Source organism: Paraburkholderia kururiensis, assembly GCF_034424375.1.
Lineage (GTDB): Bacteria > Pseudomonadota > Gammaproteobacteria > Burkholderiales > Burkholderiaceae > Paraburkholderia > Paraburkholderia kururiensis_A.
In genome coordinates, this window is the sequence record NZ_CP139965.1 from 2,431,190 (window position 1) to 2,450,854 (window position 19,665).

Annotated in this window: 16 protein-coding genes and 2 tRNA genes; 5 read left to right on the top strand and 13 right to left on the bottom strand. The window is 63.5% G+C overall.

Going from position 1 to position 19,665, the window contains the following annotated elements; all coding sequences use genetic code 11:
* Positions 1-200: 200 nt before the first annotated feature.
* Complete coding sequence (gene pgi, locus U0042_RS10870) at positions 201-1,826, top strand: glucose-6-phosphate isomerase (protein ID WP_114810838.1); 1,626 nt, start codon at positions 201-203, stop codon at positions 1,824-1,826.
* A gap of 21 nt (positions 1,827-1,847) precedes the next feature.
* Here pgi and U0042_RS10875 read toward each other — a convergent pair whose 3' ends face one another.
* Entirely contained in the window at positions 1,848-2,534 is a 687-nt protein-coding gene (locus U0042_RS10875; RefSeq protein ID WP_114810837.1) for an ABC transporter ATP-binding protein, read from the bottom strand.
* Here U0042_RS10875 and U0042_RS10880 point away from each other — a divergent pair.
* Complete coding sequence (locus U0042_RS10880) at positions 2,533-3,216, top strand: arylesterase (protein WP_114810836.1); 684 nt, start codon at positions 2,533-2,535, stop codon at positions 3,214-3,216. The two genes, U0042_RS10875 and U0042_RS10880, sit on opposite strands and share 2 nt — an antisense overlap.
* A gap of 117 nt (positions 3,217-3,333) precedes the next feature.
* Positions 3,334-3,675, top strand: coding sequence for a hypothetical protein (locus U0042_RS10885; RefSeq protein ID WP_114810835.1), 342 nt, complete (start codon positions 3,334-3,336; stop codon positions 3,673-3,675).
* A 188-nt stretch (positions 3,676-3,863) separates the two neighbouring features.
* Here U0042_RS10885 and U0042_RS10890 read toward each other — a convergent pair whose 3' ends face one another.
* From U0042_RS10890 to tig, 8 genes are all read right to left on the bottom strand, one after another.
* Positions 3,864-5,801 carry a SurA N-terminal domain-containing protein gene (locus tag U0042_RS10890; RefSeq protein WP_114810834.1) on the bottom strand — a complete coding sequence of 646 codons (1,938 nt, stop codon included), beginning with the start codon at positions 5,799-5,801 and terminating at the stop codon, positions 3,864-3,866.
* 88 nt (positions 5,802-5,889) lie between these two features.
* Positions 5,890-5,966: transfer RNA gene (locus tag U0042_RS10895), tRNA-Asp, on the bottom strand.
* A 70-nt stretch (positions 5,967-6,036) separates the two neighbouring features.
* Positions 6,037-6,112, bottom strand: a tRNA-Val gene (locus tag U0042_RS10900).
* Positions 6,113-6,227: 115 nt separating this feature from the next.
* Positions 6,228-6,542, bottom strand: coding sequence for an HU family DNA-binding protein (locus U0042_RS10905; RefSeq protein WP_269814041.1), 315 nt, complete (start codon positions 6,540-6,542; stop codon positions 6,228-6,230).
* 195 nt (positions 6,543-6,737) lie between these two features.
* Positions 6,738-9,158 (bottom strand): endopeptidase La, encoded by a 2,421-nt coding sequence (lon, locus tag U0042_RS10910; RefSeq protein ID WP_114810833.1) that lies wholly within the window; start codon positions 9,156-9,158, stop codon positions 6,738-6,740.
* A gap of 179 nt (positions 9,159-9,337) precedes the next feature.
* Positions 9,338-10,609 carry an ATP-dependent Clp protease ATP-binding subunit ClpX gene (gene clpX / locus U0042_RS10915; protein ID WP_114810832.1) on the bottom strand — a complete coding sequence of 424 codons (1,272 nt, stop codon included), beginning with the start codon at positions 10,607-10,609 and terminating at the stop codon, positions 9,338-9,340.
* A 187-nt stretch (positions 10,610-10,796) separates the two neighbouring features.
* On the bottom strand, positions 10,797-11,450 hold the full coding sequence (clpP, locus tag U0042_RS10920; protein ID WP_026121255.1) for an ATP-dependent Clp endopeptidase proteolytic subunit ClpP: 654 nt from the start codon (positions 11,448-11,450) through the stop codon (positions 10,797-10,799).
* Between the two features lie 155 nt (positions 11,451-11,605).
* Positions 11,606-12,952 (bottom strand): trigger factor, encoded by a 1,347-nt coding sequence (gene tig, locus U0042_RS10925; RefSeq protein WP_114810831.1) that lies wholly within the window; start codon positions 12,950-12,952, stop codon positions 11,606-11,608.
* A gap of 550 nt (positions 12,953-13,502) precedes the next feature.
* Between tig and U0042_RS10930 the strand changes: the two genes are divergently transcribed.
* Together U0042_RS10930 and U0042_RS10935 are read left to right on the top strand one after the other, a co-directional pair.
* Complete coding sequence (locus U0042_RS10930; protein WP_114810830.1) at positions 13,503-14,648, top strand: glycerate kinase; 1,146 nt, start codon at positions 13,503-13,505, stop codon at positions 14,646-14,648.
* A gap of 292 nt (positions 14,649-14,940) precedes the next feature.
* Entirely contained in the window at positions 14,941-15,396 is a 456-nt protein-coding gene (locus tag U0042_RS10935; RefSeq protein WP_114810829.1) for a MarR family winged helix-turn-helix transcriptional regulator, read from the top strand.
* Positions 15,397-15,479: 83 nt separating this feature from the next.
* Here U0042_RS10935 and U0042_RS10940 read toward each other — a convergent pair whose 3' ends face one another.
* The 4 genes from U0042_RS10940 to U0042_RS10955 form a co-directional block, all read right to left on the bottom strand.
* Entirely contained in the window at positions 15,480-16,484 is a 1,005-nt protein-coding gene (locus U0042_RS10940) for a 2-dehydropantoate 2-reductase (RefSeq protein WP_114810828.1), read from the bottom strand.
* 32 nt (positions 16,485-16,516) lie between these two features.
* Positions 16,517-17,293, bottom strand: coding sequence for a class II aldolase/adducin family protein (locus U0042_RS10945; RefSeq protein WP_114810827.1), 777 nt, complete (start codon positions 17,291-17,293; stop codon positions 16,517-16,519).
* 810 nt (positions 17,294-18,103) lie between these two features.
* Positions 18,104-19,318, bottom strand: coding sequence for a tail fiber domain-containing protein (locus tag U0042_RS10950; RefSeq protein ID WP_157977811.1), 1,215 nt, complete (start codon positions 19,316-19,318; stop codon positions 18,104-18,106).
* Positions 19,303-19,632 carry a hypothetical protein gene (locus tag U0042_RS10955; protein WP_114810825.1) on the bottom strand — a complete coding sequence of 110 codons (330 nt, stop codon included), beginning with the start codon at positions 19,630-19,632 and terminating at the stop codon, positions 19,303-19,305. The genes U0042_RS10950 and U0042_RS10955 overlap by 16 nt, the downstream gene beginning before the upstream one ends.
* Positions 19,633-19,665 lie beyond the last annotated feature (33 nt).

The following is a 19,665-nucleotide window of genomic DNA, read 5'->3' on the forward strand; positions in this document are numbered from 1 at the left end:
TGCTGCCTTCGCGATGTGATGTGATCCCGCGAGTGATCGATGTGATGCGTTCGCGTGCCACGTTGTTCCACCTCGCGGCAACCACGTCGCTCCTCATGTGCGGCAGATGCCTGGCGCGCCGGGGCTCGTACGCCTCATCGCCGGCGGCGATTGTTCGCTGTGCCGCCTTTCCCATCCGCCCCATCGTTAGACGAACCGTTATGACGACGCTGAAATCGCTTCCCGCCTGGTCCGCCCTGCAAACGCACTACGAGCAGATTCGCGATGCCCAACTGCGCGACTGGTTCGCGCCGCAGAACGATACTGCGCCGACCCGCGCCGAACGCTTCACGTTCACGGGCGGCGGCCTCGCTGCCGATTTTTCGAAGAACCGCATCACCGACGAAACACTGGGTCTGCTCGTGCAACTGGCGCGTGAAGCCGGCGTCGAGGCGCGTCGCGACGCGATGTTCGCGGGCGAGGTCGTCAACCCGACCGAAGGCCGCGCGGCCTTGCACACCGCACTGCGCGCCATGGACGCCAACGCACCGTTCCACGCCGCGGTGAAGGCCGAGCGCGCGAAGATGGCAGTGTTCGCCGACAAGGTGCGCAACGGCGCCTGGACGGGACACACGGGCAAGCGGATCCGCCACGTGGTGAACATCGGCATCGGCGGATCGGACCTCGGGCCCAAAATGGTCGTGCACGCGCTGCATCACCTCGCGACGCCCGACATCTCGACGCACTTCGTGTCAAACGTGGACGGCGCCGACCTGCATCGCGCGCTCGAAGGACTGAACCCCGAAGAAACGCTCGCCATCGTGGTGTCGAAGACGTTCACCACGCTCGAGACCATGACCAACGCACGTTCCATGCGCGACTGGTTCGTCGAGAGCGGCTGCGCCGAGAGCGACCTCGCGAAGCACTTCGTCGGCGTTTCGGCGAACCCGGCGGAAGTCGTAAAGTTCGGCATTGCCCGCGAAAACGTGTTCGAAATGTGGGACTGGGTAGGCGGGCGCTACTCGCTGTGGTCCGCTGTCGGCCTCTCGATCATGATTGCCGTAGGTTCTGCGCAGTTCGACGAGCTGCTGGCCGGCGCGAACGACATGGACCGGCACTTCCGCGAGGCGCCGCTCGAGCGCAACCTGCCGGTGCTGCAAGCGCTGATCGGCATCTGGTATCGCAACTTCTTCGGCTCGCAGAGCTATCTCGTCGCGCCCTACTCGGAGGCGCTGCACTACCTGCCCTCGTACCTCCAGCAACTGGAGATGGAGAGCAACGGCAAGTCGGCGCGACTCGACGGCGCGACCGTGGATTACCCCACCTCGGCCGTGACCTGGGGCGAGCCGGGCACGAACGGCCAGCACGCGTTCTTCCAGATGCTGCATCAGGGCCCGACCATCGTGCCCATCGACTTCATCGCCGTGCTCACGCCCGAGCATCCACTCGCGAGCCACCATGCGAAGCTGCTCGCCAACTGCTTCGCGCAGAGCGAGGCGCTGATGCTGGGCCGCACCGTCGAGGAAGCGCGCAAGATCGCGGGCCCGGACAAGCCCGACCTCGTGCCCCACATCGTGTTTCCGGGCAACAGGCCGACCACCACGCTGCTCGTCGATGCACTGACGGCGCGCTCGCTCGGCGCGCTCATCGCACTCTACGAGCACAAGGTGCTGGTTCAGGCGACGGTGTGGAACATCAATCCGTTCGACCAGTGGGGCGTGGAACTCGGCAAGATTCTCGGCAAGGTCGTGGAGGCCGATCTGACGGCTGCGGCTGCCGACGTGAAGCCGCACGATTCGTCCACGTCCGCGCTGATCGCGCGGGCGCGTGCGGCGTTGAACGGCTGAGCGGAAAACGAAGGGCCGGGCTCAAACGAGCCGGCCTGCTTCGATGGTGACGGTGGCGTCGCAGCGGCGTGCAAGCTCGACGTCATGCGTCACCAGCACGAGCGTCGCGCCGTGCGCGCGGTTCATCTCGAACATCAGGTCGATCACGGCATGGCCCGTTGCGGCATCGAGGCTGCCCGTGGGCTCGTCCGCGAACAGGATCGCGGGCCGCGTGACGAAGGCGCGCGCCAAGGCCACGCGCTGCTGCTCGCCGCCCGACAGCAGTTTGGGATAGTGACCCGTGCGCTCGCGCAGCCCCACTTGCTCGAGCAGTTCCCTCGCACGCACCGAGGCTTCGCGGGCCGACACGCCGCCTTGCAGTTCAAGTGGCAGCATGACGTTTTCGAGCGCCGTGAGATGAGGCATCAACTGGAACGACTGGAATACGAAACCGACCGCGCCGCTGCGCAATGCAGCCCGGCCGTCTTCGTCCAGCCCGGTGAGTTCGTGACCCAGCAGCCGAACCGAGCCCGACGTGACGCTGTCCAAACCGGCGAGTAATCCGAGCAACGTGGACTTGCCCGAACCGGACGCGCCGACAATCGCCACGCTGCTGCCGGCCTCGATCGACAGATTGATGTCGTCGAGAATCGTGAGTTCGCCTGTCGCGTCCTTGACCTTCTTGCACACACCCCGCACTTCGATGACTGGATCGGTTTTCTTTTGCATGATGAAGCACAGGTTGAAAGTACGCGCCACGCGGGTTGCCGCGGTACTGGGCATCGTTGGGGCCTTCGGCGTCGCCGCCCTGCCCGACGCGTTTGCCGCGAATGATCAGTTGTCGGCCAAGCCCGTCATCGTGGTGCTGGGCGACAGCCTGTCCGCCGAATACGGCCTGCCGCGCGACAGCGGCTGGGTGGCCTTGCTGCGTCGGCGCCTTGCCAGCGAGCGGCTCGATTATAACGTTGCCAATGCAAGCATCAGCGGCGACACCACCAGCGACGGCCGCTCGCGCCTGCCTGCGCTGATGCAACGGCTCAAGCCCGCCATCGTGATCGTGGAACTGGGCGCCAACGACGCGCTGCGAGGCGTGCCGCTTGCCACGACCGAAGCCAATCTACGCGCCATCGTCGAAAGCGTGCAACGCAGCAACGCGAGAGCGGTTCTCGTCGGCATGTACGTACCGCCCAACTACGGCCCCGCCTACACGCAAAAGTTCCACAGTCTGTACGGCCAGCTCGCGCAGGACATGCGCATACCCCTGGTACCTTTCCTGCTCGCAGGTATCGAGAACAAACCGGACATGTTCCAGGCGGACCAGATCCATCCCACCCAGCAGGCGCAGCCGGCGTTGCTCGACAACGTCTGGCCGACGCTCAAGCCGCTCCTGCACAAACCCGCCGCGCAGTAGGCTCGCTTTACATCTTGTTTCCTGAAGATGCGGAACATGACCGGCAAGGGGTGATCTGACTCGTTCGCTTCACCTTCAACAACCGGCTCGTACAGAGCGCAACAGGAGGGAGATGCCGTGAAATACTTACCGCTTATCGCGCTTACGGTTGCAATATCGGCGTGCGCAACGGGTCCCGCGGGCGTGCAGTCCGTGGGAGAAAGCCGGCAACCGCCGGCCACCGTCGCGCAGTGTGTTGCCCAGAAATGGGCGGACAAGTCGCAGCAGCAGGTCACCTCGCAAGTCATGCTGGCAAACGGCCAGGCCGTCGACGTCTACGCCCCTGGTCAGCAACCGCCCAATGGCGCGGCTGCGGTGATCCGGCCGTCGTGGACGAGCAAGGGCGGCACGTGGGCCGGTTTCCGCCCGAACGGTGCTGCAGGCAGCGACGCGACAGGTGACATCAGCGCGTGCCTATGACGGTCGCGCTCGTTTGCTCGATCGTTCGCGGTGCGCCATTGAGCGAGTCTGAAAGACGCACACGCGAAGCTCATATGTAGGAAACCGTTGTAGAAAGAAAAAGCCCCGCGAATGCGGGGCTTTTCATTTGTGGTCCACGGGACTGACGCGACCGATGCGGCTCTCAGCCGCCGGCGCGTGGGCCTCTCTCAGTTACCGCTCTGAGGCTGGCTCGGCGAATCCACCGAGCCATACAACTTCACCTTCGAACGGGCGCGCACAGCATCCACGTAAGCCTGCACCTGGGCCTGCCCCGCGACCTGAGCGATCTGCTGCTGGGCCCCAGCAAGGCGCTGAGCGTCGACGGGCGCCGCGGGAACGATGGAGTTCACTCGGTAAATCGCGTAGCCGTCGGCGCCGAGGTCCACTCCGACGTAGGCCGGCAAGTTCTTCGCGTCAGCCTTGTAAATTGCGCTCAGCGCAGCGGGCGGCACGCCTTGCGTATCGTTGCGCGACACTTTGAGCGGCGACGAGAAACCGTCAGTCGACTTCGACTTCTGCAACGCGGCGAGCTTCGCCGTGCCGTCCTTGCGTGCAAGCTCAGCCGACTGCTGGGCGATCACCTTTTGCCGCACGGCGTCCTTCACGGCGTCAAAAGCAGGAACCGCGGCCGGTTTGTAGTCCGTGACGTGGGCCGAAATGAGCGTGCTGTTACCCACGTCGATGGCCTGCGTGTTGTTGTGCGACTTCACGGAGTCGTCCGCGAACACAGCGGCCAGGAACTTCGCGTTGTTGAGCGGGCTATCCGCGGGCAGCGCCGGGTTGGGCGTGGGCGACACGGTAGCGGTCTGCAACGGCAGCTTGTACTTGTCCGCGGCCGGTTGCAGGCTCTTGGCCTGTTCATAGACGGTCGAAGAAAAGCCTTCCGATTCGTCGGCGAGCAGCTTCGCGGCTTGCTGGGACTTCACTTCGCTCGCAATCGCGGCCTTCACCTCATCGAACGGCTTGGTCGTGGCCGGCTTGATGTCCGTGACCTTGATGATGTGATAGCCGAAGTCCGTCTGCACGACGTCGCTCACTTCGTCTTTCTTGAGCTTGAACGCCGCGTCGTCGAACGCCTGACCGCCAGCGATCATGCCGCGCGTGAAGTAGCCCAGATCGCCGCCCTTCGATGCCGAGCCCGGGTCTTGCGACTCCTTCTGCGCGATCTGCGCGAACTGGTCCGGATGCGCCTTCACTTCGGCGAGCACGGCGAGCGCCTTCTGCTTTGCCTTCTCCTTGTCGGCCGCGCTCGCGTCCTTCGGCGCCGCGATCAGGATATGGCTCGCGCGCACTTCGCCTTCGGTGCGATAGCGTGCGACGTTGTCGTCGTAGTACTTCTTCAGGTCGGCGTCGGAAGGCTGAACGGCTGCGGCCACCGTGGCCGGCGACAGCACGACATACTGGATCGTGGCCGTGGCGGGCGTCGCGAAGTCGTTGCGGTGTGCGTCGTAGTAGGCCTGGAGCTGCGCATCGGTAGGCTGCACTTTCGAGGCGTAGTCACGCGCGCGGAATGCAAGGCCCTGCACCTCGCGCTGCTGCTCGGCCAGATCGGTGAGCTGCGTCGCGAGCGCCTTCGGCGTAAAGGCCGAACTTTGAATCGCATCAGGCAACTGTTGAGTCGCGAGACCATAGCGGATGCGTTCGTCGTACTGCTCGGGCGTCATGCCCTGCATGGCGAGCAGTTCCTTGTAACGCTCCAGATCGATCGTGCCGTCGGGCTTCTTCAGCGAGGAGATGATCGGGTCGGCAAGCAGCACGCGCCGCACTGCCTCGTCCGATGCCGTGAGATGCAGACGCTGCGTTTCGTCAGCGAGCACGCGCTGCTGGATCAATCCGTCGAGCATCTGGCGCCGACGCTCCGGCGTATCGAACTGCTTCTGGTCGAAGCGCGCACCGAGCACTTGCCGGGCGCGATCGAGCTGCTGACGGATCGCATTGTCGTACTCGACGCGCGTGATCTTGTGCCCGTTGACGCTCGCGATATTCGCGCTTTCGTCAAAAAAGCCGCGGAAACCCTGGATGCCTACGAAGCCCAGACCTGGCAGCACAACCAGGATGAGCATGAACATCATCAGCCGTTGGTGATTGCGGAAAAAATCGAGCATGCGTAGCCGTTAGCCCTAAAACAGAACGCCCGATATTACAACAGCGGGCAATAAAAAAGGCGAACCGGAGTTCGCCTTCTTGCTTGACTGGCGGAGTGGACGGGACTCGAACCCGCGACCCCCGGCGTGACAGGCCGGTATTCTAACCGACTGAACTACCACTCCTTAATGATGCCCTGCCACTAGCCTCAAGTTGGATGTACCACCTGAATCACGCAGCGGACTAACCGGGAACTGGTGGGTGCTGAGAGGCTCGAACTCCCGACCTACGCCTTGTAAGGGCGCCGCTCTACCAACTGAGCTAAGCACCCGTCCCTCGGTCTTGCGCCATCGCCGTTCGGCTACGACGCCTGCTAACTGCCTGCCGGCTGACTTACTGCGGAGCGCCGCATTTTTCGACTCTCAGCCCGTCAACCAACGAGCCCGCTAGTTTAGCGCATCTTTCAACGCTTTGCCAGGCCTGAATTTGGGCACCTTTGCCGCCTTGATCTTGATCGCCGCACCCGTACGCGGATTTCGGCCCGTGCGCGCGGTGCGCTTGCCGACGGCGAATGTGCCGAAGCCCACGAGCGTGACCGTGCCACCCTTCTTCAACGTCCCCTTTACGCCAGCGATCACGGCTTCGAGCGCACGTCCCGCTGCGGCCTTCGAGATGTCGGCCTGTTGAGCGATGTGGTCGATTAACTCCGTTTTATTCATTCCAGCCCCCGAGAATGTGTTTGGGCAATCCTGAGCGCGCACGAAGCGCGGGAAATAACGGCCCCGGCGATGCGCCGGGCCTGGTCATTAGAAGGGGCCGAAACCCTTGTGTCAAGCGGGGTTGAGCCTGATCCGGCGGGCGTTCGCGGCCGGCTTTCGAAGCTTTCTAGGCAATAAAAAACCCGCGGTAAAAACCGCGGGTTGGGTGAGGGTTGCAAGAAGAACGGCCTGGGCTTCCTAGTGCTTCACGACGTCCGTTGCACCGGACTCTTTGCCCGGCTCGCCCACGGGCGGCGTGCTCTTCACCTCTTCTTCCGGCAATGCTTCCGGCGTGCGTTCGAGCGCCAGTTCAAGCACCTTGTCGATCCAGCGGACCGGCACGATCTCGATCGCGTTCTTCACGTTGTCCGGAATCTCGGCGAGATCCTTCACGTTCTCTTCCGGAATCAGCACGAGCTTGATGCCACCACGATGCGCCGCCAGCAGCTTTTCCTTCAGACCGCCGATGGGCAACACTTCGCCGCGCAGCGTGATCTCGCCCGTCATCGCCACATCGGCGCGCACCGGAATGCCGGTGAGCACCGACACCAGCGCGGTCGTCATCGCGATACCGGCAGACGGACCGTCTTTCGGCGTTGCACCTTCCGGCACGTGGATGTGGATGTCCTGCTTCTCGAACGCTTCGTCCTTGATGCCAAGACGCCGCGAACGCGAACGCACCACAGACCGCGCTGCTTCCACCGACTCCTTCATCACGTCGCCCAGCGAGCCCGTGCGGATCACGTTGCCCTTGCCCGGCATCACGGCCGCTTCGATCGTCAGCAGATCGCCGCCCACTTCCGTCCACGCGAGACCCGTCACCTGACCAATCTGGTTTTCCTTCGCCGCGAGACCGAAGTCGTATTTGCGCACGCCGAGGAAGGTATCGAGATTACTGCCGTCGACCTTCACCGCACCTTCAGCCTTCTTGAGCAGAAGCATCTTCACGACCTTGCGGCAGATCTTCGATACTTCGCGCTCGAGCGAACGCACGCCCGCTTCACGCGTGTAGTAGCGAATGATGTCGCGGATAGCCTGCTCCGTGACTTCGATCTCGCCTTCCTTCAGGCCGTTGTTCTTCTTCTGCTTCGGCAGCAGATAGCGCTGCGCGATGCTGACCTTCTCGTCCTCGGTGTAGCCCGACAGACGGATCACTTCCATCCGGTCAAGCAGCGGGGGCGGAATATTCAGCGAGTTCGACGTCGCCACGAACATCACGTCCGAGAGGTCGAAGTCGACTTCGACGTAGTGGTCCGCGAACGTGTGGTTCTGCTCCGGATCGAGCACTTCGAGCAGCGCCGACGAGGGATCGCCGCGGAAGTCCATGCCCATCTTGTCGACTTCGTCGAGCAGGAAGAGCGGATTGCGCACGCCGACCTTCGTGAGGCTTTGCAGAATCTTGCCCGGCATCGAACCGATATACGTGCGACGGTGACCGCGAATCTCGGCCTCGTCACGCACGCCGCCCAGTGCCATGCGCACGAACTTGCGGTTCGTTGCACGCGCAATGGACTGCCCCAGCGACGTCTTGCCGACGCCAGGAGGCCCGACGAGGCACAGGATCGGAGCCTTCACCTTGTCTACGCGTTGCTGGACCGCGAGGTACTCGAGAATGCGTTCCTTGACCTTCTCGAGCCCGAAGTGGTCTTCGTCGAGCACGCGCTCGGCGTTCGACAGGTCGTTGTTGACCTTGCTCTTCTTGCGCCACGGCAGGCCGATCAAGGTGTCGATGTAATTGCGCACGACCGTCGCCTCGGCCGACATCGGCGACATCAGCTTGAGCTTCTTCAGCTCGGCGTCGGCCTTCTTGCGGGCTTCCTTCGGCATGCGCGCGGCGGTAATGCGCTTCTCGAGTTCTTCGAGATCGGCGCCTTCCTCGCCCTCGCCCAGTTCCTTCTGGATCGCCTTCACCTGCTCGTTGAGGTAGTACTCGCGCTGGCTCTTCTCCATCTGACGCTTCACGCGCCCGCGGATGCGCTTTTCAACCTGCAGGATGTCGATCTCGGCTTCGAGCTGTGCAAGCAGATGTTCGAGGCGTTCCACGACCGGGAACATCTCGAGGATGTGCTGCTTCTGATCGAGCTTGAGCGGCAGGTGCGCGGCGATGGTGTCCGCGAGGCGGCCTGCCTCGTCGATGCCCGAAAGCGACGTGAGAATCTCAGGCGGAATCTTCTTGTTGAGCTTCACGTACTGGTCGAACTGCGAGACGATGGCGCGGCGCAGCGCTTCGGTTTCGGCGCTGTCGGCATGGTCCGGTTCGAGCGGCATCACTTCGCACGAGAACTGCGTTTCCTGTTCTTCGATCGAGAGCGTTTTCGCGCGTTGCAGCCCCTCCACGAGCACCTTCACGGTGCCGTCGGGCAGCTTGAGCATCTGCAGGATGTTGGCGATACATCCCACTTCGTACATGTCTTTTTCGGTGGGCTCGTCTTTCGCGGCAGTCTTTTGCGCGACGAGCATGATGTGCTTGCCGCCCTCCATCGCCGCTTCCAGAGCCTTGATCGACTTCGGACGGCCCACGAAGAGCGGAATCACCATATGCGGGAACACGACGACGTCGCGCAGCGGGAGCAACGGGAGCGTGGTGCGTTCGGGCGGGAGGAGTTGGGTTCCTGACATTTCATTTCCCCATGGATGGAATCAGATTGTTCGGTAAGTGAGGCCGGCGAAATCGATTGCAAGCCTCAAGCGTGTGGGAAAAGTTCAGTGACACCAAAAAGTACGCCTTGACCACAAGATAAACGAAAAAAGCCGTTCACACTCCCATGAACGGCTTTTTTCCACAACTCTTTAGCCGATCAATTCGACCCTGCAACCTTCGGCGCGTCCTCGTAGATCAGGAGCGGCTTGCCATCGCCCTCGATCACGTTGTCATCGATGATGATCTTACTGACACCTTTCATTGCCGGCAGCTCGTACATCACGTCCAGCAACGCCTGTTCCAGAATCGAGCGCAGCCCGCGCGCACCGGTCTTGCGACGGATTGCCTTGCGCGCCACGGCCTGCAGCGCGGCGGGGCGAATCTCGAGCTCGACGCGCTCCATCGCGAACAGCTTGTGGTACTGCTTGACGAGCGCGTTCTTCGGCTCGACGAGGATCTGCATCAGCGCCGCTTCGTCCAGCTTGCCGAGCGTGGCGACCACGGGCAGACGGCCGATCAGTTCGGGGATCAGGCCGAACTTGATCAGGTCCTCCGGTTCCACTTCGCGCAGCACCTCTCCGGCGTCGCGGTCCTGCTTGCTCTTCACGCTCGCACCGAAGCCGATGCCGGTCTTTTCGGTACGGTCGGTGATGACCTTTTCCAGCCCGTCGAACGCACCGCCGCAGACGAACAGGATGTTGGTGGTATCGACCTGGATGAAATCCTGGTTCGGATGCTTGCGACCACCCTGCGGCGGCACCGACGCCATCGTGCCCTCAATCAGTTTCAGCAGCGCCTGCTGCACACCCTCGCCCGACACGTCGCGGGTAATCGACGGGTTGTCAGACTTCCGGCTGATCTTGTCGATTTCGTCGATATAGACAATACCGCGCTGTGCCTTGTCGACCTCGTAATTGCAGTTCTGGAGCAGCTTCTGAATGATGTTCTCGACGTCCTCACCCACGTAGCCCGCTTCTGTCAGCGTGGTGGCATCCGCAATCACGAACGGAACGTTGAGCAGGCGCGCCAGCGTCTGGGCGAGCAGGGTCTTGCCGGAGCCGGTCGGCCCGATCAGGAGGATGTTGCTCTTGGAAAGCTCGACGTCGTCCTTCTTGTCGAGATGCTTGAGGCGCTTGTAGTGGTTGTACACCGCCACCGCGAGAATCTTCTTCGCGCGTTCCTGGCCGATCACGTACTGATCGAGGATCTCACGGATTTCCTGCGGGCTCGGCAAGTCGGATTTCGACAGACCCGCCTCGACGCCCGCGCCGGCTGCCTCGTCGCGAATGATCTCGTTGCACAGGTCGATACATTCATCGCAGATGAATACCGACGGACCAGCAATCAGCTTTTTCACTTCATGCTGGCTCTTGCCGCAGAACGAGCAATACAACAGCTTTTCGCTGTTAGAACCTTTCTTGTCCGCCATGGATAAATGAGCCTCCGGACACTCTGTTACATGATACGCCGTTTCCTCCCGCCGCAACGGCGGGAGCGCGTGAACCGCGCTGCTGTGACGGCGTGATGGCCGCAGGCTGCGGGGGCGCTGATCCCGATTATTTCACAAGCGCTGCACCGGGCGCTCCCGCCCCAATTTGGGCAGAAAGCGCACCGGATCAGGGACGCTTATGCAAGACCTGATCCACGAGGCCGTACGCCTGCGCGTCTTCGCCGGACATGAAATTGTCGCGGTCGGTGTCGCGCGAGATGCGTTCGACCGGCTGGCCGGTGTGATGCGCCAGCAAATGGTTGAGCCGATCTTTCAGGTAGAGGATTTCGCGCGCCTGGATCTCGATGTCCGATGCCTGGCCGCGCGCGCCGCCGAGCGGCTGGTGAATCATCACGCGCGAATTCGGCAGCGCAAACCGCTTGCCCTTCGCACCCGAGGCAAGAAGGAACGCGCCCATGCTGGCCGCGAGCCCCATGCACAGCGTCGACACGTCGGGCTTGATGAACTGCATGGTGTCGTAGATGGCCATGCCTGCCGACACCGAACCACCCGGGCTGTTGATGTAGAGGCTGATGTCCTTGTCAGGATTCTCGCTTTCCAGAAACAGCATCTGGGCCACCACGAGGTTGGCCGTCTGGTCGTTCACTTCGCCGACCATGAACACCACCCGCTCCTTGAGCAGGCGCGAGTAAATGTCATACGAGCGCTCGCCACGGCCGCTCGTTTCCACGACGATCGGCACGAGGCCAAGCGCCTGAGTCTCGAAGTCCCGCGGCGCGTGGGAAGCCAGCGTGTCCAGCAATTGAGCGCGAGTCGTCATGCAATGAGTCCTTGTCCGGAAAATATCGTCTGATTCGCCACGTGGCGACGAACGCCGCGCTATTCAACCATACCGTGGGAAGGGCCAAAAACGCGGACGAAAAAACGGCGTGCGGGCCGTCGCTCCGACAGCCGGCACGCCGTTGCAGCGACGCCTTACGCCTGCGCCGTTGCGCTTGCCAGTTCTTCGAAGCTGACTTCCTTGTCCGTCACCTTCGCCTTGCTGAGCACGAACTCGACGACGTTGGATTCGACGACGAACGCTTCCATTTCACCAAGGCGCTGCTTGTTCGAATAATACCAGCGGACGACTTCCTTCGGGTCTTCGTAGCTCTTGGCGAATTCGTCCACTTCGGCGCGAATCTGCTCGGGCTTCGCCTCGAGGCCGTTCTGCTTCACAAGCTCGGCCAGCACGAGGCCCAGCTTGACGCGGCGCTCGGCCTGGTCCTTGAACATCTCGGCCGGAATCGGCGCATCCTTCGCGTTCGGCACGCCGCGCTGCATCAGGTCCTGACGCGCCATTTCGACGAGGCGTTCCTGGTCCTGCTCGATGAGCGCCTTCGGCACGTCCAGCTCGGCGAGCTTCAGGAGTGCGTCCATGACCTGGTTCTTCACAATCGCCTGGGTGCGGCGCTTCGCTTCGCGCTCCAGGTTTTCCTTGATCTCGGCGCGCATCTTCACGAGGTCGCCGTCGGCGATGCCGAGCGACTTCGCGAACTCGGCGTCTATTTCCGGCAGGTGCGGCCACTCGACCTTCTTCATGGTGATCGTGAACTGCGCCGTCTTGCCGGCCACTTCCTTGCCGTGGTAGTCGTCCGGGAACTTCAGGTCGAATTCGCGCGGTTCGCCGACCTTCAGGCCCTGCGCCGCCTTTTCGAATTCCGGCAGCATGCGGCCTTCGCCGAGCACGAACGCGAAGTCTTCCGCGCTGCCGCCCTGGAACGCGACACCGTCGATCTTGCCGACGAAGTCCACCGTCACGCGGTCACCGTCTTTGGCCGCCGCGTCAGCACCGCCGTCACCGTGCTCGCCGGCCTCGCCGCGCGCGTGGAAATGCACACGCTGCTTGCGCAGGATGTCGAGCGTGCGGTCGATTTCTGCTTCGCTGATCGTGGTGGTCGTGCGCTCGATCTCGGCCGTGGAGATGTCGCCGAGCGTCACTTCCGGATACACCTCGAACGTCGCGTCGAAGGCGTAGGCGCCTTCGGCGGCGTCCGTCTTCGGGCTGAAGCTCGGCTGGCCGGCCACGCGCAGGTTCTCGGCGCGGCTGATGTCGAAGAACTCCTTGCCGACCTTGTCGCTCAGCACTTCCGCTTCGACCTGGCCGGAATACTGTTGCGTGACCATCTTGAGCGGCACCTTGCCCGGGCGGAAGCCCGGCATGCGCACATTCTTGGCGATCTGGCGGATACGGGACTCGATCTCCTTCTGCACGGCCTCCTTCGGCAGGGAAATCGTCACGCGGCGTTCGAGCTTGCCGAGGTTTTCAACAACGTTAGCCATGGCTTCAATCGTCCTAAAATTATTCGAGCGAATCTGTCAGTCTTTGCCGTGCCGCGCAGTGCCGCCGCGTGGGATGCTTCGCGCGCAGCCCGAGTCTCGCAACCCGGGAGCCGCGACCGCCGAACCGCTTTGCCGCGGCTGGCACCGGCCCTTCAAGCCTCTTTAGCCCTGGTCCGGTTCCCGCCTGTGACACACACGCCACAGCCGGGTAATGCCTCCGGCTTTCGGGCCCATCGCTTCTTCAGGCCCACCGCTTTCGCGGCCCCTTCCAGCACGGTTTCGTCAAAAGAGCCCAGTAGTTTAGCAAACTATTGACGCACTCAAGCGGAATCGGCGTGTCCGCCGCATTCAACGTAGGCAGTCGGGTGCGAAGATTCGCGCACAAGCCTCCGATGCCCGTCATGCAGGCGCCCATATCGCGGGCGCGAGCGACGCTGCTAAGCTAACGGGCGCGCTTCGCGCGTGGCCTGCGCCACAGCAGCTTCGATGACAGCTCAGCGCCGCGCCTTTGCCGACTACTCCAACTCTTCACGAGACACCCAGGAACACTATGTCAGACACGTCCCCCGCGCCTGTCGTCGTCATCGCTCCCGACTCCTTCAAGGGTTCGCTCAGTGCCGCCGAGGTGGCCGCGGCCATCGCGGACGGCGTGCGCCGCGCGCGCCCCGACGCAAAAGTGCGGCTGTGCCCCATGGCCGACGGTGGCGAAGGAACGCTCGATGCGCTGCTCTCGCGCGGCGGTGCGCGCCGCGTTCTCAGCGTGCACGGCGCTGCCGGTACGGTCCGTGAGGCCGCGGTGGGCCTGCTCGAAGACGGCAGCGCCGTCGTGGAAACCGCCGAGATCGTCGGGATCACGGATGCCGACGGCATGAGCGTGCCCGTCGAGGCGCGCAGCACGCGCGGCATGGGCGAGGCGATCCGCGCGCTGCTCGATGCGGGCGTGCGGCACTTTTACGTGGCGCTGGGCGGCAGCAGTACCAACGACGGCGGCGCAGGGCTCCTCGCCGGACTCGGCATGAAGCTCTTCGATGCAGCCGGCGAGGCGCTCGAACCGACACCGGCCTCGCTCGCCCGCGCGGCACGCGTCGATGTCTCGCAACTGGACGCGCGCGTCGCGCAGGCCTCGTTCGTCGGCATGTCCGATGTCGATAACCCGCTCACCGGCGAGCATGGCGCTACAGCCGTGTTCGGCCCGCAGAAAGGTGTCCGGCCGGAACAGATCGCCGACATCGACAGCTCGCTCGCGCGCTTCGCGGATCTGCTCGAAGCCGCGCTGCAACGCAAAGCGCGTCATGAGCCTGGCTCGGGTGCCGCGGGAGGGCTCGGCTTCGCGCTTCGCATGCTGGGCGCGCATTTCGAGCCGGGCGCGGAAGTCGTCGCGCGCGAGGCCGGCCTCGACGCCGCACTCGCCGGCGCGAACTGGCTCATCACCGGCGAAGGACGCTCGGACGTGCAAACGCTCCACGGCAAAGCGCCCTTCGTCGCCTGTCGCCACGCGAAAGCGGCGGGCGTGCCGGCGTCGCTGCTGTCGGGCGCTGTGGATCCCGCCGCATTGCCGAGGCTCGCGGAGCACTTCAGCGGCTGCTTCTCGCCCGCGCCCGGCCCGATCACGCTGGACACCGCGATTCGCGATGCGGCGCGATTGCTCGCGAATGAGGCGGAACAGCTGACGCGGCTGAAATACGGCGCGCGCTGATCGACGCTGCAAGGCCAGGACAGCGAAGCCCAGCCCAACGCGTCGCGCGTCGCCCCGCGATCAAGCGATCAAGCGATCAAGCGGTCACGCAGTCACCCGCAACGACAGCACCATTCATGCCGCATGCCGCACGGCCTTGTCATGCACGCCATCGCGAATATCGTCGCGCCATGACGCATCGGCATCGCGCCGCGCGTTGACTGCCTGCACAGTTGCAGCAACAATCACAGCGCCATGACGACGTCATGTTGCCCGCATCACGGTGCCGCCCTCCCACTACGACAGGCCCCCCATGAAGGCCGACGACAAAGCCGGACTCGACCAGTTTCTGACCTATCGCCTGCACGTCCTGAACAAGCTGTCCGAGCGCGGCATCAGCGAACGCTACCAGGCGAGACTCGACGTCACGCTGCCCGAGGCTCGCATCATCGCTGCAGTGGGATCGTTCGGGCCGTTTTCGGTGATGGACCTCGCGCGCCACGCGAATCTCGACAAGAGTCAGGCGAGCCGCGCCGCGGAGGCGCTCATCCGCCGGGGGCTGCTGGCCCGCGACAGCGACCCCGCGGACGGACGCGTCGTGCTGCTTTCGCTCACACGTGAAGGTCGCGCACTCTATCGCCGCGTGATGCCCATTGCGCGCCAATGGAACGTGGACCTGTTCGATTGCCTCGACAACGCCGAGCGCATCGCATTGAGCAAAATGCTCGACAAGGTGATTGCGAAGGTGCTGGAGCGCGCAGCGGGCTGATGCAGTCTCATTGAACCGATGTCGCCGGGCGGGCATCGGCGTCCGCTTCGCCGCCCACGCTACCGCCAGCGTGCCAGCCCGCGTCAGAGCCCGCTGTTCGCCGCGCGCTGTCTCAGCAAGCCAAGCACCGCGTCGCAAAACGGCGTAGCGACGCCGAGCCTGCGGCCCAGTTCGGGAAACACGCCCAGGATCGGCCCCACTTCGAGCGGCCGTCCCGCCTCGAAGTCCTGCAGCATCGACGTCCTGAACGATCCGAGCCGCCGCGTCACGGCAATGCGCTCGGCCGGACTCATGCCCGTGGAAAGGCCAAGACGCGCGCCGATCGCCTCGGCTTCTTCCATCATGCGCAGCACGAGCGCATGCGTGAACGGGTCGTCGAGCAGTTGCGTCGAGGTGGAACCCGTCAGCGCGCTCAACGGATTCATGTTCATGTTGCCCCACAGCTTGGCCCAGATCTCGGTACGGATGTCGTCCGCGACGGTGACCTCGAAACCGCCGTCACGCATCGCGCCGGCGAATGCCGCGGCCTGCGTGTCGAGCGCGCCCGTGGCGCCGTTCGTCCCGCGCGGGGCCCCGACGATCAAATGATTGCCCCGCCCGCGCCGCACGACGCCCGGGGCATCCGTGGACGACGAAAGATGCACCACGCAGCCGATCGACTGCCGTGGCGGCAAGGCGGCCGAGACCGCGCCGTCCGGGTCCACGGCTTCGATCGGCGTGGCCGCGAGCGGCCCTTCCGTGCCTGCCAGAAACCACCACGGCAAACCGTTCATGGCGGCGACGATGACCGTATCGGGGCCGATCAGCGGCGCGAGACTCGCAGCGACGCCGGGCAACGCCTGCGCCTTCAGCGCGACAACGACAAAGTCCTGTGTGCCGAGTTCCGCGGGCGTGTCGGTGGCCGTCACGCGCGTGGCCGTCTCGCCCTCGTCGTCGATGATGCGAATGCCGTCGCCGCGAATGGCGTCGAGCGTCTTGCCTCGTGCGACCACGCTCACCGCGTGCCCTGCCCGCGCCGCTGCCGCCGCGATCAATCCGCCGATCGCGCCCGCGCCCACTACGGTCGTCCTGATCTGTGCTGTTTCCATGTCTGCCTTGAACTGAGGTGCGTAGCGACACGCTACGCCTTGTACGAAGAGTCCATCCGGTCCACTTGCCGCAGCATGGCATCGAGCACGTCCTGCCCGGCGCCGTGACGCGGATCGCACTGCAGCGCGTCGCGCGTGCAACGCACCGATATCTCGGCGGGGATGAGCCGCGCTGCCCCGAGCGCCGCCGTCGCGAGCTGCACCTCGCACGCGCGGTTCAGGGTCCAGAGCCGCGCAAACGCCTGCGCAACGGTCTCGCCGATGGCGAGCAGCCCGTGATTGCGCAGGATCATCAGACGCTTTGCCCCGAGATTCGCCACGAGCCGTGGCCCTTCGTCGGGGCGGATCGTGACGCCCTCGAAATCGTGGTACGCCACTATGTCGTGCAATTGCGCGGAATAGAAATTCGAGTTCTCGAGGCCTCGCTCGGAACAGGCAACGGCCAGGCCCGCGGTGGTATGCGTGTGCATGACGCAATGCGCGTCCGGCACTGCGCGATGAATCGCTGCATGTACGACGAAGCCGGCCGGATTCACGCGCGCCGCGGTCTCGCCCACCACGTTGCCGTCGAGATCGATCTTGACGAGATTCGATGCCGTGACCTCGGAGTAATGCAGGCCGAACGGATTGATCAGGAAGTGCCGATCGGGGCCGGGCACGCGTACGGTGATGTGGTTGTAGATCAGCTCGGTCCAGCCGAGCATGGCGAAGACGCGGTAGGTGCCCGCGAGCAGAACGCGCAGCGAACGCTCGTCGCCGCCGCTCGTGCTTGAACGCGAAGCCGCGTGCGTGGCGCCGATGGTCTGCATGACGGTCTCCTCTGCCGGTGCGGCCGGATCGTGGACGAAGGCGGATGAAGCAAGCCCATGCAGGATAGGAGAGGACGGTTGCGGGAGCAACCATGCGCCTTCGTGTAGCGCACATGCCGCAGTCAGCACCAACCGTCAGCACGAAAAAACGGCCGGACAAAGCCGGCCGCGCAGACGTTCGATTGTTACCGAGTCATAGGGGATGCGCGTCAACTTGACGAAGCGCTGACTCCCGTACTGTTCGACGCGGTCGATGAATTCCCGATTGGCTCGTTTCACATCTCTTTGGCGCCGCGGGAGATTGAAGTTGTCGCCTGACGATTTTATCGAGACTGCCGAGCGACTTCTTAGCGAGCCGTGTAAAGAAGCTGATAAGCGAAGCGCTGTTTCGCGGGCGTACTACGGGGCACTGCACGCGAGTCGAATCAGCTTGCCCGACGAATATGCACCTACGACCAACGAACTGCTCTCCGGCGAATCGCATAAGTCGGTGATAGACGCCCTCGCCTCATGGGGAAAGGCCGCCGCCCCTGGGCGCGGAAACGCGCAGCAAGCGGCCCGGTCCCTCGCCAACCTAAAGCGCGCTCGCAAACGAGCGGATTACGACATACACCTCGCTGTGAACGAAGCGGACGCATCGTCGTGCATTGCCGATTCGAGGCGAATCGTCTCTCTCGTGAGCTCTGCTAGAGCGCAGTACGACAAGCAACAGGCACCGGCCGCTTGATCGTTAGGAAAGGGCGCAATCGCGGCTTTTTATGCCTGAACGAAGCCTGCTACGAGCCCGGGTCGCCGAAAGTCGCGCCGATATCACCCAACATGCGCGGCTCCGATAGCGTGGTAGTCCACCATGTCGAAGCCGGCCGGGTCGGTCCGGACGGCATCCGGACGCACGTGGCGCACGTCGTCCGCCATCACGCCAAAGCGGCGCACGCCGGGGCCGTCCCAGAGATAGCGGTAGCGGTACACCGGAAGACCGTTCGGCAGACGCACGCCCGTCACCTTGATGTCGAGCTTCAGGCGACGGTCCGAGAAGAGGCCGCCGAGCCCGCCGACCAGGCCACCTCCGATTGCGCCAGTTGTCGTCCCAAGGCCCGGAACTACACTCCCCAGTGCCGCCCCGGTAAGCGCACCACCAAGAGCGCCACCCACGCCGCCCGCGATTTGGTTCGTGTAGTAGGGCTGCGTTGTACTCGTCTGGCCGCCATACTGCCCTTGGATCAGGTTCGAGAGATTATTGAGCTGCTGCCACGGTGCACTGATCTGCGACTGGTTTAGCGCCTGCTCGTTGCCGCCCATGTTGTAGAGATTCGAAACGGCACCATTGATCGAGTTGACCATGTTCGGCGCGTTGAACGAGCCCTGCAGCATCTGCTGCGACGCAGTGTTGTAGTTGTTGCCGAGCATCTGCGCCGCGCTGAGCCGATTAGCCTGGTTTTGCTGGTACATCGAGCCGTACAGGTTGTTCTGCGCGTTCGCGAGCTGCGTCGCAAGACCCTGCCGCGCGATGTTCTGCGCGCTCGTCATCGCGCCCGAACCATAGCGGCCCGCGCCCTCGAATTCGCTCGTCGTCTGCGGCGCCGTCGCGGTCTGGTACGCGTTGATGATGTTCGTGTTGGCCGCATTCGCCATCCCCTGCATGTAGGGGTTGCTGTTTGGGTTCAGCTGCGAACCGTTTGCGATGGACGAGAGCGTGCCATTCGCCGGATTCGCGTTGAGGTAGCTGCCATTGAGCAGGTTCGTGGTGTAGTTTCCTGCGGCGTTGTTGACCCCGTCCGCATTGCCGAAGTTCGTTCCGTTGGCAATGCCCTGCTCCACCCCCATGGCCTGCGTCTGCATCGGCGTGAACCCTGCAACGGACGACGCTGGGTTGCTCGCGAATCCGTTGTAGACGCTCTGTGCACCGGAAAACACGTTGTTTAGATACGGTTGCTGACCCGACCAAGGATCCGATTTCTGAACGGTCGTCGTGCTGCCGCCACCACTGGGCATTTTGTTTCTCCGGTTAGTTAGTGGACTTTGCAATCCGCACTATCGGCATCGCTAGTGCTCGCTGCCGCGCTGTTGTCATTCGAAACGAACTGCATCGCCGCCTTGTTCTTATTGCCGAGAATTTCGGCGGACATGCAGCCGAGGACACGTAACTGCTCGAGCATGTATCCATGAAGTTGGCTGAGCCGCATGAGGCTGCTGTCGAGGTAGCCACGGTTCGCACTTCCCTCCTCAAGGCTCTGTGCCACCGGCGCAACGTGAGCTGTCACCATCCGCACCTCAGCCAAAGCGAGCGTGAGGACGTGCTCACAGGTGGAAAGAAAAATCTGCGTTTCTGCGTCGTTCATTTCCCCACTCCTTTTGAATGCACCTTCAGTTCC

Excerpts from the sequence above, each read along its gene's own strand:
- U0042_RS10880 (WP_114810836.1), top strand. The coding sequence starts at position 2,533 with ATGATGAAGCACAGGTTGAAAGTACGCGCCACGCGGGTTGCCGCGGTA.
- U0042_RS10930 (WP_114810830.1), top strand. The coding sequence starts at position 13,503 with ATGTCAGACACGTCCCCCGCGCCTGTCGTCGTCATCGCTCCCGACTCC.
- U0042_RS10890 (WP_114810834.1), bottom strand. The coding sequence starts at position 5,801 with ATGCTCGATTTTTTCCGCAATCACCAACGGCTGATGATGTTCATGCTC.
- clpX (WP_114810832.1), bottom strand. The coding sequence starts at position 10,609 with ATGGCGGACAAGAAAGGTTCTAACAGCGAAAAGCTGTTGTATTGCTCG.
- U0042_RS10935 (WP_114810829.1), top strand. The coding sequence starts at position 14,941 with ATGAAGGCCGACGACAAAGCCGGACTCGACCAGTTTCTGACCTATCGC.
- U0042_RS10945 (WP_114810827.1), bottom strand. The coding sequence starts at position 17,293 with ATGCAGACCATCGGCGCCACGCACGCGGCTTCGCGTTCAAGCACGAGC.
- U0042_RS10940 (WP_114810828.1), bottom strand. The coding sequence starts at position 16,484 with ATGGAAACAGCACAGATCAGGACGACCGTAGTGGGCGCGGGCGCGATC.
- clpP (WP_026121255.1), bottom strand. The coding sequence starts at position 11,450 with ATGACGACTCGCGCTCAATTGCTGGACACGCTGGCTTCCCACGCGCCG.
- lon (WP_114810833.1), bottom strand. The coding sequence starts at position 9,158 with ATGTCAGGAACCCAACTCCTCCCGCCCGAACGCACCACGCTCCCGTTG.
- U0042_RS10875 (WP_114810837.1), bottom strand. The coding sequence starts at position 2,534 with ATGCAAAAGAAAACCGATCCAGTCATCGAAGTGCGGGGTGTGTGCAAG.
- tig (WP_114810831.1), bottom strand. The coding sequence starts at position 12,952 with ATGGCTAACGTTGTTGAAAACCTCGGCAAGCTCGAACGCCGCGTGACG.
- pgi (WP_114810838.1), top strand. The coding sequence starts at position 201 with ATGACGACGCTGAAATCGCTTCCCGCCTGGTCCGCCCTGCAAACGCAC.
- U0042_RS10955 (WP_114810825.1), bottom strand. The coding sequence starts at position 19,632 with ATGAACGACGCAGAAACGCAGATTTTTCTTTCCACCTGTGAGCACGTC.